This window comes from bacterium (genome assembly GCA_036524115.1).
Taxonomy (GTDB): domain Bacteria; phylum JAUVQV01; class JAUVQV01; order JAUVQV01; family DATDCY01; genus DATDCY01.
Map to the genome: position 1 here is coordinate 1 of DATDCY010000361.1, position 11,123 is coordinate 11,123.

Genomic DNA, 11,123 nt, shown 5'->3' on the forward strand with positions numbered 1-11,123 from the left:
GGTCGCGGTGCTCGGGTGCGCCGCGGTGCTGGGCCTCGTGGCGCGCTACGCCGCCGAGCTGCCGCCGGTCGAATCGCTGCGCGACTACAACCCGAGCCTGGTCACGCGCGTGCTCGGCGCCGACGGCTCGGTGATCGGCGAGTTCTTCGTCGAGCGGCGGGTGATCATCCCGCTCGCGAGCATCCCGAAGCAGCTCCAGGACGCGTTCATCGCCGCGGAGGACGCCTCCTTCTTCGCCCACCACGGGTTGGACCTCAAGGCGGTGGCGCGCGCCATGGTCCGCAACGTGCTCGCCGGCGGCGTCGTCCAGGGGGGCAGCACGATCACGCAGCAGGTGGCGCGCAACATGTTCCTCTCGTCGGAGCGGCGGCTCGCGCGCAAGATCAAGGAGGCGATCCTCGCCTGGCGCATCGAGAAGCACTTCACGAAGGAGGACATCCTCGGCCTCTATCTCAACCACATCTACCTCGGCCAGGGCGCCTACGGGGTCCAGGCCGCTGCGCTGACGTACTTCGGCCGGCCGGTGGGCCAGCTCAACGCCCTCGAGTGCGCCGTGCTCGCCGGGCTGCCGAAGGCGCCGAACACCTACTCGCCGGCCCAGCACCCGGACCGGGCGCTCAAGCGCGCGGGGTACGTGCTCTCGCGCATGGTGGACACGGGGGTGCTGACGCGGGCGCAGGCGCAGGCCGCGGCCGCGCTGCCGCTGCGCCTGCAGAAGGCGCGCGCCGCGCAGCGGGGGGCCTTCTTCCTCGAGTACGTGCGCCGGACGCTCGAGAGGACCTACGGCGTGGAGGCCGTGCACCGCGGCGGCCTCGAGGTGCGCACGACGCTCGACCCGCGGCTGCAGGCGGCGGCCGAGACGGCCGTGCGCGAGGGGCTGCGGGAGATCGACAAGCGTCGCGGCTGGCGCGGGCCGCTGCGGCGGCTGGGCACGGGCGACGCGGCGAAGATCGAGGCGCTCATCGCCGAGCTCGACACCTGGCCGGTCGCGCCGGCCGCGGGCGACATCGTGCCGGCCGTGGTCCGCGAGGTGGGCGCGCGCGCGGCGACCGTGCGCGTCGGTCCCGGCGAGGGCGTGCTGCCCCTCGAGCAGATGCGCTGGGTGTTCGGCCAGGGGCGGGAGGACCGCCTGGAGTCGCCGCGGCAGGTGCTGCGCGCCGGCGACCTGCTGCTGGTGCGCGTGCTCGCCCCCGGCGCCGGCGCGGCGCCGGCGCGCGTGGCGCTCGAGCAGGATCCCGAGGTCGAGGGGTCGCTGCTCTGCCAGGACGTGCGCACGGGGGCGGTGCTCGCGATGGTCGGGGGCTTCGACTTCGGGCGCAACCAGTACAACCGCGCGCTGCAGGCGCGGCGCCAGCCCGGCTCCGCGTTCAAGCCCTTCATCTACGCGGCGGCGCTCGAGAGCGGCAGCTGGACGCCGGCGAGCATCATCGACGACTCGCCGATCGAGTTCGAGAACACCGACGAGGCGGCGAAGGTGAAGGTCTGGCGCCCGTCGAACTTCGAGGACAAGTTCTTCGGGCCGACGCGGCTGCGCGTGGCGCTGAACCACTCGCGCAACGTCGTCACCATCAAGCTGCTCCAGGCCGTCGGCGTGCAGAAGGTCATTGCGGTCGCGCAGCGCATGGGGGTCGCCTCGCCGCTGGCGCCCGACCTGACGCTCGCGCTCGGGTCCTCCTCGGTGACGCTCCAGGAGCTGACCACGGCCTACGGGGCGATCGCCGACGACGGGGTGCGCCACGAGCCGCTGACGATCCTCTCGGTCCGCGACCGCACCGGGCGGGTCCTCGAGGAGAACGCGCCGACCTCCGCGGAGGTGCTCGGGCGCGACACCGCCGCCGTGCTCACGAACATGCTGCAGACCGTCGTCTCCGACGGCACGGGCTGGAAGGTCAAGGAGCTGGGGCGGCCGGTGGCCGGCAAGACGGGGACGACGAACGACTACGTCGACGCCTGGTTCATGGGCTTCACGCCGGACATCGTCACCGGCGTCTGGGTCGGGCTCGACCGGCGCGAGAGCCTCGGCTGGCACGAGACGGGCTCGCGCGCCGCGATCCCGATCTGGCTGTCCTTCATGACGGAGGCCGTCGCGGGGCGCCCGGTCACGGTCTTCCCGGTGCCGCCGGGCGTGGTCTTCGCGAAGATCGACCCGGACCGGGGCGTGCTCGCGCCGCCGGAGAGCCCGGACGCGGTCGTCGAGGTCTTCCGGGAGGGCACGGTGCCGACGGCGGTCGCGCCGCGCCGGCCGTCGCGGGAGGGCGACTTCTACCGCTTCGACCTGTAAAATCGGGGCGCAACCAAGGAGGGCAGCGACATGTTCGTCGGTCTGAGGATGTCCCGCAACGTCCCGGTCTGCGCCCCGGACGACGGCCTCGACAAGGCCATCCAGGTGATGCGCGAGAAGAAGGTGCGGCAGCTGATCGTGGCCGAGGGCGAGAAGGTCGTCGGCGTGCTCTCGCGGATCGACCTGCAGCACGTGTTGCCGTCGGTCGGCACGACGCTCTCCGTCAACGAAATGAACTTCCAGCTCTCGAAGTTCAAGGTGCGGGACTACATGACGCGCAAGGTCGTGACGGTGGGGCCGGACACGACGATCGAGGAGGCGGCGCGCCTGATGCACGACCGCGACGTCTCGGGCCTGCCCGTGGTCAAGGGCGAGCGGCTGGTGGGGATCATCAACCGCACGATGATGCTCGAGGTCTTCATCGAGGAGATGGGCTTGCAGGTGACCAGCTCGCGCATCACGCTGGAGCTGGACGACACGCCGGGGCAGATCCTGAATGTGACGCAGATCCTCAAGGAGCGCGGGCTGAACATCGTGAGCATCGCGACGTTCTTTCACGGGCCGACCGACAAGCGGCTGGTGGTGTTCCGCGTGAAGACGGAGGACGCCAAGCCGGTGGAGGAGGCGCTGCGCGGCGCCGGCTACAAGATCGTCACCGCGGCCGACTTCGGGCTGTAGTCAGTGCCCGCGGGGGCGGGGCGGTGCCGTGCGGCCGCTTCGTTGCGCGCTCGACCTGGGCCAGTCCGGCCCTGCGCTCGAAACGCATAACTCGCCCCTGCGGGGCTCAGACAATGCGTTTCGCCCTTCGGGACGCTCCGGTCCGGCCGCCCAGGTTCCCTCGCGCTCCACCATGCGTCCGCCCGTCACCGCCCCGCCCCCGCTCAAGCCCGAGCCGACCCGGTGAACAGGGCCACGGCCCGGGGGCGCCTGTGAGCGGCCATAATGCGCCGGCCGCCTGCTGTGGCGGCTGAGTGTGGCCGGCGCATTGGCAGTCGAGCAGCCGGTGAGGGCAATCGCGTACTGTGGGCGCCAGGGCGAGACGGAAGGGAACAGGCGCCCCCGGGTCTTGGCCCGGCCTCAGGACGCGGAGGATAGTCCGAACTGGTCGGCGGCGGCGAGGAACGCCCGGACGTTCTCGATCCGCGTGTCCGCGGGCAGGTCGCACGACGGCATGAGGATGTAGCGCTCCAGCGGGGTGCGGACGCCCGCGACGCAGGCGCGGACCGCCTCGCGGATCGCCGCCTCGTCCCCGCCGCGCACGCACTGGATGACGTCCACGTTGCCGGCGGTGGTCGTCCTCCGGCCGTAGAGGTCGTGGACCTCTCCGATCGGCACACCCGCGTCCAGGGTGATGCAGTCCGCGCCGGTTTCCGGATACAGGGGGATCTGCGTCGCGATCTTGCCGCACTGGTGGAGGAAGCAGTCGAGACCGGCGGCGCGCGCCCGCTCGAAGAGTGCCCGCTCTCGCGGCAGGACCACGTCCCGGTAGAGGTCCCCCGCGACGAGGGTCACCGCGCCGTCGGCGATGCAGGCGCCGTCGACGAGCCCGCGCGCCGCGAGCCGCTCGAAGAGGGCGGCGGAGAGCCGCACGCCGAGGTCGCAGACCGCGGCGACGAAGCCGGGGTCCGAGATGCTCCTCTCCTGGAGCAGGTGCCAGTCGCAGAGGATCATCCCCCACGTGAAGGGGCCCCATGACGTGACGCAGAGGTGGCGCGCCGGCAGGCGCCGCCGCACCTGCGCGATCATCTCGACGAGGGCCAGCGCCGCCGGCGCCGCGTCGAGGTCGATGTCCACGAGCTCGCGCGCGTCCTCCGCCGACTGCACGAGCGGGAAGGAGAGCAGGGGGGCCTGCCCGTCGCCGAAGGCCAGCTCCCCGCCGATGGCCTCGGCCGGGAGCGTGTTCAGGCCAGAGCCGAGGAAGACGATGTCCGTGTCCAGCCCGCCCCAGAGGTCGGCGAGACGGTTGCCGAAGGCGGCCGGATCGTCCTTCAGGCCATCCGGCCGCAGCCCGCACCGGCGGTAGGACCAGAGCCCGCCGCCGAAGAGCGCCCGCGGCAGCCGGTCGGCGCGCCCGCCCCGCAGGACGTGGCGGATGCGCTCGCGGCCGGTCATCTAGCGCGGCAGCGTCAGGCGGGCGCCGCGGCGGCCGAAGCTGACGAAGAGCGCGAGCGCGACCACGGCAAGCGCGAGCGAGATCGCCTGCGTCGCAGAGAGCCAGGGGAGGACCGCCAGCTTCGCCTGCGCGCCCCGGAAGGCGTCCTCGACCATGCGGGCGAGGGCCGCCAGGATGAGGTAGAGCCAGAAGACCTGTCCCGGGGCGCGCCGGCGCGGCCGGTAGGCCACGAGCGCGGCGAACACGACCACCCCCGCCGCCGTGGCGAAGAGCTGGGAGGGGAAGAGCGGGACGTTCAGCGGCGCGAGCGACTCGGGGTGCGTGTAGGTCACGCACAGCGGCGGGTCCCAGGGGGCGCCGTAGCAGCAGCCCGCGGCGAAGCAGCCGACGCGCCCGATCGCCTGGCCGATCGCGATGCCCGGCGCGAAGAGGTCCGCGACCTCCCAGGCGGGGAGCCCGGCGCGGCGCACGGTGAGGTAGCAGAGCGGCACCGCGAGCAGCAGCCCGCCGTGGAAGACGAGGCCGCCCTCCCAGATCGCCAGCGCGCGCAGCGGATGCGCGGCGTACTCGCGCAGGTTGAAGAGCACGTAGAGCAGGCGTGAGCCGACGATCGCCGCCAGCACCGCGACGAAGGCCACGTCGAGGACCGGTTCCGCCGGCAGCCCGGCGCGGCGCGCGCCGCGCAGCACGATGGCGAGCGCCGCCAGGAATCCGAGCGCGACGAGGACGCCGTAGGTGTGCAGCGTGAAGGGGCCCAGCTCGTGGCCGAGGAGCGTGAAGGGGCCGAGGCGCAGCAGGACCGGGAACACGCGCTTCAGCCCTCGGGCGGGGCGTTTGCGGGCGGTGCGTCCGCCGGGGCGCCGCCGGAGGCGACGCCGCCGTGGCCGTGCTGGAACGAGTGCAGGAGCAGCAGCACGGCCCCCGAGGTGATGGCCGCGTCGGCGACGTTGAAGGTGTACCAGTGGTACGACCCCCAGTACCAGTCGATGAAGTCCACGACGCTGCCGAAGCGCAGGCGGTCGACGAGGTTGCCCACCGCCCCGCCCGCGACGAGCGAGAGCGCGACGAGCGCCAGGCGGCTCTCGCGCCCCCACTGGCGCAGCAGCGCCACCAGCAGCGCCAGCGCCGCCAGCGTCACGGCGGTGAAGAGCAGCCTGCGCCCCGCGGTCGGCGTCCCCGAGAACAGGCCGAACACGCCGCCGGTGTTGCGGCTGAACGTCAGGTCGAAGCAGCCCGGGACGACGGTCATGGGCGGGGCGCCCGGCATCGCGTGCAGGACCCAGGCCTTCGTCACCTGGTCGAGCAGCAGGACGCCGCCGGCGATCGCCGACGCGGCGGCCCAGGGGAACCGCTCCGTCCGCATGCGAAGACCCCGACCCGGCCCGCGGCCGCCCTAGGCGAGGTGCCGGCCGAGGAGCAGGTCGAGCCGCCGGCGCGTCTCGTCGCCGATGGCGGCGCGGTCGGTGATGATGGCGTGCGCCAGGGCGTTGCAGCAGGCGCAGGCACGTTGCGCCGGGATCATCGTCGCGGCGCGGCGGATGATCTCCTGCGCGAGCTTGACGTTCTGGTTGATGATCTTCAGGATCTGCTCGACCGAGACCTCCTCGGTCTCGTGCCAGCAGTCGTAGTCGGTGGCCAACGCGAGCGTGGCGAAGCACAGCTCGGCCTCGCGGGCGAGGCGCGCCTCCGGCAGGTTGGTCATGCCGATGACGTCCACGTCCCACGAGCGGTAGAGCTGCGACTCCGCCAGCGTCGAGAACTGCGGTCCCTCGATGCAGACGTAGGTCCCGCCTTTGTGCATGGTCGCGCCCGCCTTCCTGCCCGCGTGGTGCAAGATCTCCACGAGGTCCGCGCAGACCGGCTTGTCGAAGGGGATGTGGCAGACGACGCCGCCGCCGAAGAACGTGCGCGGCCGCCCCTTCGTCATGTCGATGAACTGGTCCGGCAGGCAGATGTGCCCGGGCGCGATCTCCTCGCGCATGCTCCCCACCGCGGAGACCGAGATGAGGTGCGTCACGCCGAGCTGGCGCATCGCGTGGATGTTGGCCAGATAGGGGACCTCGGAGGGCAGGAGGCGGTGGCCGCGGCCGTGCCGCGGCAGAAAGGCCACGCGCCGCCCCTCGAGCGTGCCGACGACCACCTCGTCGGAGGGGGCCCCGAAGGGGGTGTCGACCGCCACGCTGACCACGTCGTCCAGATCGGGCATGCGGTAGAGCCCGCTGCCGCCGATGACGCCGATGCTCGCTCGCTCCATGCGTTCACGCTCCTCGTCCGTGTCGAGAAAAATCATTTTAGCATCCGCAGATAGCGCTCACAAGCACCTTGACCGTCCGCGGCGGTTGATCGTATGATCGTCCCCCGTGAATGCCCAGGGGGGGGAGCCTCGGCCGTCGGGGCTTGCGTCGCCGCAGCCGGGCGGCGCGACGGCGGCCGCGGGGGACCTGCCCGGCTACGCCGAGTGCCACTACTGCAGGGTCACGAAGAAGAGGCGCGCGTGGCGCTGTCGCCGCTGCGTCGGCCGGCTTGACCTGCGGGACCGCCTGATCCGGGCCGCGGAGGAGCCGCCGCGCCGGCGCGCCGGCCTCGGCCTCTCCCTCGTCCTGCCGGGCGCGGGCCACCTCTGGGCCGCCCGCCCCGGGGCGGGCCTGCTCTATCTCGTGATCCTCGCGGTCGCCCTCGGCTACTACCTCACCCTCCAGGTCGACATGAACGTCGGCCGCTGGATGACCGCCGGCGCGCTGGTCGCGGTCTGGGTCTTCGCCGCCCTCGACGCGGCGCGCGGGCAGGTCGAGGTCCGGCCGCCGTGCCAGGAGGCGTGCCCCGCCCACCTCGCGTGCCTGCAGTACGTGCAGCACGTGCGCGAGGGGCGGCCGCTCGCGTCGCTCGAGCAGATCCTTCAGCTCTGCCCGCTGCCCGCCAGCATCGGGCGCGTGTGCCACCACCCCTGCGAGAAGGAGTGCCGCCGCGGCCGCGAGGGCGAGCCGATCGCGATCTGCGGGCTCAAGCGCTTCGTCGCCGACGGCTGGCACGGCGAGGCGCGCGAGTTCTACCGCGCCGCCGCGCCGCCGTCGCCGGTGTTCCCGGAGCGGGTGGCGGTGGTCGGCGCCGGACCCTCGGGGCTGGCGGCGGCGCTCTCGCTGCGGATCATGGGCTTTCCGGTCACGCTCATCGAGGCCGAGGCGGAGGCCGGCGGCATGCCGGGCGCCGCGATCCCCGACTACCGGCTGCCGCAGGAGGTCTACCGGCGCGAGGTGCGCTCGATCATCGACACGGGGATCGAGATGCGCTTCGGCCGGCGGCTCGGCAGGGACTTCCAGCTCGCTGACCTGCAGGCGGAGGGCTTTGCCGGCGCCTACCTCGCCCTCGGGTGCCAGCGCACGGTGCGGCTGCCGCACTGCGGGACCGCGGAGCAGGGTTTCCACGACGGGCTCGAGCTGCTGGTGCGCGCCAAGCGCGGGGAGGCGGAGCGGCTCGCCGGCGAGGTCCTCGTCATCGGCGGCGGCAACGTCGCCATGGACGTGGCGAAGACGGCGCTGCGCCTCGGCGCCTCGGCGGTGCGGGTGATCTTCCTCGAGACGCGCGAGACGATGCCCGCGCACTCGTGGGAGTGCGACGAGGCGCTGGCCGAGGGCGTGATGCTCGTGCCCGCGGCGGCGACGGTCTCCTTCGAGATGCGCGACGGCCGCGTCGCCTCGGCCCTCTGCAGGCGCGTGCAGCGCATCGAGCTGGACGAGAAGAAGCGCATTCGCCCCGTGCTCTGGGAGGGGACGGACTTCACGCTGCCGGCGCAGACGGTGCTCACCGCCGTCGGCTCGGGGGCGGACTACAGCGTGCTGCCCGCGCCGCCGCCGCGCACGCCGGCCTGGAAGGGCGCCTACGTCGGGCGGCTCCCCGCAGCGGCGGGCTGCACGATCCCCGTCTTCTACGGCGGCGACTACCTCACCGGCCCGGCCTCGGTCATCCAGGCCATCGCGGCGGGCTACCAGGCCGCCGAGGGGCTGTACCGCGCGCTCGGCAAGGTGCAGCGCTTCCGCGGCCCGTACTGGAACCTCGCGCGCCGCGTGCGCTTCACGGGGTACCTGGACAACCCGAAGCTGCGCCTGCGCACACAGCCGGCGGTGCGCGAGCCGGCCGAGCGGTGCACCAGCTTCTGCGAAGTCTGCGCCGTCTACCCGGAGCAGGACGCGGTCACCGAGGCGTCGCGCTGCCTGCGCTGCCGCTGGACGATCCACAAGCCGCCCAAGGCGCCGCGGACTCCCACCCTGCGGGTGCCGACGTTCAAGACGTGAAGAAGGGCCTTCGCGCCGCGGCGCGATCCTGTTACCATACAAGCCCATGATCCCCGACGTTCCCCGGCACGACGCAGGCCGCGCCGCGCCCGCGTGGCGCACGCACACCGGCCTGCTGGTCCTCGGCGGCATGAGCGCCTTTGCGGTGCTGCTGCTCGTGCTCTCGGTCTTCGGCGACCAGGGCTTCTTCCGCATCCGCCGCCTCTCGCGCGACAAGGCGCTCCTGGAGGAGAAGGTCGCCGGGGCCGAGCAGGACGCCGGGGCGTTGCGCCGCCGGCTCACCGACCTGCGGGAGGGGCGCGCCAGCTCGGAACTCGCCGCGCGCGAGAAGCTCGGCCTCGTCAAGCCGGGCGAGGTTGTCTACGACTTCCGGGGCGACCCGCTGCGGCCGGACGCCGCGGCGGCCGCGGGCGGGCGCTGAGGAGGCAAATCCGCGCCTCACGCGCGGATCAGTGGCTCAGCCGCGCTTGTTCCGTCCGGCCCCGGGACCCTTCTTGTCGAGGCCCAGCACGGCGCGCATGCCCTTGATCGAGCAGTAAGGCCCGCACATCGTGCAGACGTCCCCCGTCGGCAGCTCGCCCGAGCGGCGTCGCGTCGCAATCGTCTCCGGGTCGAGGGCGTGCTGCTGCTGCCCCTGCCAGTCGAGCGCCGCGCGGCAGCGGGCCATCTCCCGGTCGCGGGCGTGCGCGGCGGCGCTGCCGCGCGCCAGGTCCGCGGCGTGCGCCGCGATCTTCGCGGCCACCACCCCCTGGCGGACGTCCTCGAGGCCGGGCAGCCCGAGGTGCTCCGCGGGCGTGACGTAGCAGAGGAAGTCGGCGCCGGCCCAGGCCGCGAGCGCGCCGCCGATGGCCGAGGTGATGTGATCGTAGCCGGGGGCGCAGTCGGTGACCAGTGGACCGAGAACGTAGAAGGGGGCGCCGTCGCAGAGGCGCTTCTCGAGCAGGACGTTGGCCTGGATCTGGTCCATCGGCACGTGGCCGGGGCCCTCGATCATCGCCTGCACGCCGGCCTCGCGGGCGCGGCGCGCGAGTTCCCCGAGGGTCACCAGCTCCTGGACCTGCGCGCGGTCGGTGGCGTCGGCGAGGCACCCCGGGCGCAGCGCGTCCCCGAGGCTGAGCACCAGGTCGTGGCGGCGCGCGATCTCGAGCAGCCGGTCGTACTGGGCGTAGAGCGGGTTCTCCGCGCCGCGCCGGGTCATCCACTCGGCGAGGAAGGCGCCGCCGCGGCTGACGATGCCGAGCACGCGCCCCTGCGTGCGCACGTGGCCCAGGCTCTGGAGCGTGAGGCCGCAGTGGACCGTCACGAAGCCCACGCCATCGCGGCCGTGGCGGTCGATCTCGTCGAACAGGGCGTCCGGGTCCATGCGGTCGAGCCGCCCGGGGTGGTGCGCGAGCGTGTCCACCGCCGCCTGGTAGATGGGCACCGTGCCGACGGAGACCGGGCTGGCCGCGATGATCGCCGCCCGGATCAGGTCCAGGTCGCCGCCGGTCGAGAGGTCCATCACCGCGTCGGCGCCCGCCGCCACGGCGACGGCGAGCTTCGCCAGCTCGCCCTTGAGGCCCGAGCGCGCCTGCGACGTCCCGAGGTTGGCGTTGACCTTCACCGAGAGCCCCGCGCCCACGCCGAGGTGGCGCGCACCGCGGGCCTTGCCGGGGCGGCAGAGCACGATGGTTCCCGCGGCGACGCCCGCTCGGACGACCTCCGGGTCCACGCCCTCCTGGCGCGCGACGTTCAGGACCGCCGGCGGGGTCTCCCCGCGCCGCAGCCGCTCGAGTATCGTGCCGGACCTGCCACGTGCGCTCATCGTCTCCCCGTCTTCCCCTCATCCGCGCCTACGCGCGCAATCGACGTGCACCGCAATACCATGATCCAGGGCATATCAACAATCCTGCCCTGCTGGATCCGCGCGCACGCGCGGATCGTGTCCTCAGCCCCAGCCGCCCTCGCGGGCGACGGCGGCGGCGGCCCGGGCCGCCGCGCCTCCCGCCCCGAGGAGGCTTCTGACCTTATCACACTTCTCCCGAAACCGCGCCGCCCGCGCCGGGTCCTCGAGCAGTCCGGTGAGCGCGGCGGCGACTGCGTCCGGGCAGCAGTCGCCCTGGATCAGCTCGGTCACCCAGGGTTCGTCGAGCAGCAGGTTCGGCAGGCCCGCCCAGCGCACCCGCACGAGACGGCGCGCGATGGCGTGCGAGAGCGCGGAGAGCCGGTAGACGAGGACGAAGGGCGTGCCGATGAGCGCCGCCTCGAGCGTTGCGGTGCCGCTGGCGACGACCGCGGCGTCCGCCGCGGCGAGGCAGTCCCAGGCGCGGCCGTCGACCACCCGGGTGTCCGGCGGGGAGGCGGCGAGCCGCTCGCACAGCGGGCGCAGGGCCGTGGTGCATTTGCCGTACGCCATCCCGCATACGCCGACCTACGCGCGCTGGCTTCGGCGATTGCTGAC

The 11,123-nt window shown here is 73.4% G+C and carries 10 protein-coding genes; 4 read left to right on the forward strand and 6 right to left on the reverse strand.

Translation table 11 applies throughout. From position 1 onward, the window contains the following. Together VI078_17680 and VI078_17685 are read left to right on the forward strand one after the other, a co-directional pair. Nucleotides 1-2,281: PBP1A family penicillin-binding protein (locus VI078_17680; GenBank protein ID HEY6001119.1), on the forward strand; the 2,281-nt coding region annotated here is incomplete at its 5' end. Nucleotides 2,282-2,311: 30 nt separating this feature from the next. Further along, nucleotides 2,312-2,959 (forward strand): CBS and ACT domain-containing protein, encoded by a 648-nt coding sequence (locus VI078_17685; protein ID HEY6001120.1) that lies wholly within the window; start codon nucleotides 2,312-2,314, stop codon nucleotides 2,957-2,959. A gap of 399 nt (nucleotides 2,960-3,358) precedes the next feature. Here the strand turns inward: VI078_17685 and VI078_17690 are convergent, their stop codons facing one another. The 4 genes from VI078_17690 to mtnP are packed head-to-tail and all read right to left on the reverse strand — an operon-like array spanning nucleotide 3,359 to nucleotide 6,648. Then, on the reverse strand, nucleotides 3,359-4,393 hold the full coding sequence (locus tag VI078_17690) for a uroporphyrinogen decarboxylase family protein (GenBank protein ID HEY6001121.1): 1,035 nt from the start codon (nucleotides 4,391-4,393) through the stop codon (nucleotides 3,359-3,361). Beyond that, the gene (gene lgt, locus VI078_17695; protein HEY6001122.1) at nucleotides 4,394-5,203 is read right to left on the reverse strand and encodes a prolipoprotein diacylglyceryl transferase; all 810 of its coding nucleotides are present in this window, start codon (nucleotides 5,201-5,203) and stop codon (nucleotides 4,394-4,396) included. Between the two features lie 5 nt (nucleotides 5,204-5,208). Continuing rightward, entirely contained in the window at nucleotides 5,209-5,757 is a 549-nt protein-coding gene (lspA, locus tag VI078_17700; GenBank protein HEY6001123.1) for a signal peptidase II, read from the reverse strand. A 30-nt stretch (nucleotides 5,758-5,787) separates the two neighbouring features. Next, complete coding sequence (mtnP, locus tag VI078_17705; GenBank protein HEY6001124.1) at nucleotides 5,788-6,648, reverse strand: S-methyl-5'-thioadenosine phosphorylase; 861 nt, start codon at nucleotides 6,646-6,648, stop codon at nucleotides 5,788-5,790. A 106-nt stretch (nucleotides 6,649-6,754) separates the two neighbouring features. Between mtnP and VI078_17710 the strand changes: the two genes are divergently transcribed. After that, nucleotides 6,755-8,683, forward strand: a complete 1,929-nt coding sequence (locus VI078_17710; GenBank protein HEY6001125.1) for an FAD-dependent oxidoreductase — start codon at nucleotides 6,755-6,757, stop codon at nucleotides 8,681-8,683. Nucleotides 8,684-8,729: 46 nt separating this feature from the next. Continuing rightward, nucleotides 8,730-9,104, forward strand: coding sequence for a septum formation initiator family protein (locus tag VI078_17715; GenBank protein ID HEY6001126.1), 375 nt, complete (start codon nucleotides 8,730-8,732; stop codon nucleotides 9,102-9,104). A gap of 36 nt (nucleotides 9,105-9,140) precedes the next feature. Here the strand turns inward: VI078_17715 and thiC are convergent, their stop codons facing one another. Together thiC and VI078_17725 are read right to left on the reverse strand one after the other, a co-directional pair. Further along, the gene (gene thiC / locus VI078_17720; protein HEY6001127.1) at nucleotides 9,141-10,487 is read right to left on the reverse strand and encodes a phosphomethylpyrimidine synthase ThiC; all 1,347 of its coding nucleotides are present in this window, start codon (nucleotides 10,485-10,487) and stop codon (nucleotides 9,141-9,143) included. A gap of 123 nt (nucleotides 10,488-10,610) precedes the next feature. After that, entirely contained in the window at nucleotides 10,611-11,078 is a 468-nt protein-coding gene (locus VI078_17725; GenBank protein HEY6001128.1) for a hypothetical protein, read from the reverse strand. Between the last annotated feature and the right edge of the window lie 45 nt (nucleotides 11,079-11,123).

Bases quoted from the DNA above. Each gene is read 5' to 3' on its own strand.
- VI078_17685 (HEY6001120.1), top strand. From the start codon at position 2,312: ATGTTCGTCGGTCTGAGGATGTCCCGCAACGTCCCGGTCTGCGCCCCG.
- VI078_17690 (HEY6001121.1), bottom strand. From the start codon at position 4,393: ATGACCGGCCGCGAGCGCATCCGCCACGTCCTGCGGGGCGGGCGCGCC.
- lspA (HEY6001123.1), bottom strand. From the start codon at position 5,757: ATGCGGACGGAGCGGTTCCCCTGGGCCGCCGCGTCGGCGATCGCCGGC.
- mtnP (HEY6001124.1), bottom strand. From the start codon at position 6,648: ATGGAGCGAGCGAGCATCGGCGTCATCGGCGGCAGCGGGCTCTACCGC.
- VI078_17715 (HEY6001126.1), top strand. From the start codon at position 8,730: ATGATCCCCGACGTTCCCCGGCACGACGCAGGCCGCGCCGCGCCCGCG.
- thiC (HEY6001127.1), bottom strand. From the start codon at position 10,487: ATGAGCGCACGTGGCAGGTCCGGCACGATACTCGAGCGGCTGCGGCGC.
- VI078_17725 (HEY6001128.1), bottom strand. From the start codon at position 11,078: ATGGCGTACGGCAAATGCACCACGGCCCTGCGCCCGCTGTGCGAGCGG.